The sequence below is a fragment of the Flavobacterium bomense genome (genome assembly GCF_003970355.1).
Map to the genome: position 1 here is coordinate 1 of NZ_RYDJ01000295.1, position 1,013 is coordinate 1,013.

The 1,013-nt window shown below is 38.2% G+C and carries 1 protein-coding gene; it reads left to right on the forward strand.

All coding sequences use genetic code 11. The annotated features are described in order from the left end of the window. Positions 1 to 1,013 (forward strand): NrfD/PsrC family molybdoenzyme membrane anchor subunit (gene nrfD / locus EKL98_RS17425; RefSeq protein WP_126563273.1); only part of this gene is annotated, 1,013 nt, incomplete at both ends.

Genomic DNA, 1,013 nt, shown 5'->3' on the forward strand with positions numbered 1-1,013 from the left:
ATGGTGGATTGTATTTTCGATCGCATTAATAGCCTTCCTTTGGGGATTGGGCTGTATAGTTTACACTATTTCAACAGGTATTGGTACTTGGGGATTAAACAAAACTGTAGGTTGGGCTTGGGATATTACTAACTTCGTTTGGTGGGTTGGTATTGGTCACGCAGGAACTTTGATTTCGGCAGTACTTTTATTATTCCGTCAACGATGGAGAATGGCGATTAACCGTTCTGCAGAAGCGATGACAATTTTCTCTGTAATTCAAGCAGGTTTATTTCCAATCATCCACATGGGGCGTCCTTGGTTAGCCTATTGGGTTGTTCCAATTCCGAATCAATTTGGATCACTTTGGGTAAACTTTAATTCACCATTACTTTGGGACGTATTTGCAATTTCAACCTATCTTTCGGTTTCATTGGTTTTCTGGTGGACAGGTTTGTTGCCCGATTTTGCAATGTTAAGAGATAGAGCAATAACTCCTTTCAATAAAAGAGTTTATTCTATTTTGAGTTTTGGATGGAGCGGAAGAGCAAAAGACTGGCAACGTTTTGAGGAAGTTTCCTTAGTTCTTGCAGGTTTGGCTACGCCACTTGTGCTTTCAGTACACACCATTGTATCTATGGACTTTGCTACTTCGGTAATTCCAGGTTGGCATACTACCATTTTTCCTCCATATTTTGTGGCTGGAGCAGTTTTCTCAGGATTTGCAATGGTAAATACTTTGCTTATCATTATGAGAAAAGTATCTAACCTTGAAGCTTACATTACGATTCAACATATCGAATTAATGAATATTGTAATTATGATTACAGGTTCTATCGTAGGTGTTGCTTATATCACTGAACTTTTTGTTGCCTGGTATTCAGGAGTTGAATACGAACAATACGCATTCTTGAACAGAGCTACTGGACCTTACTGGTGGGCGTATTGGTCAATGATGACTTGCAATGTATTTTCTCCACAATTTATGTGGTTCAAAAAATTAAGAACAAGTATTATGTTCTCTTTCATCATTT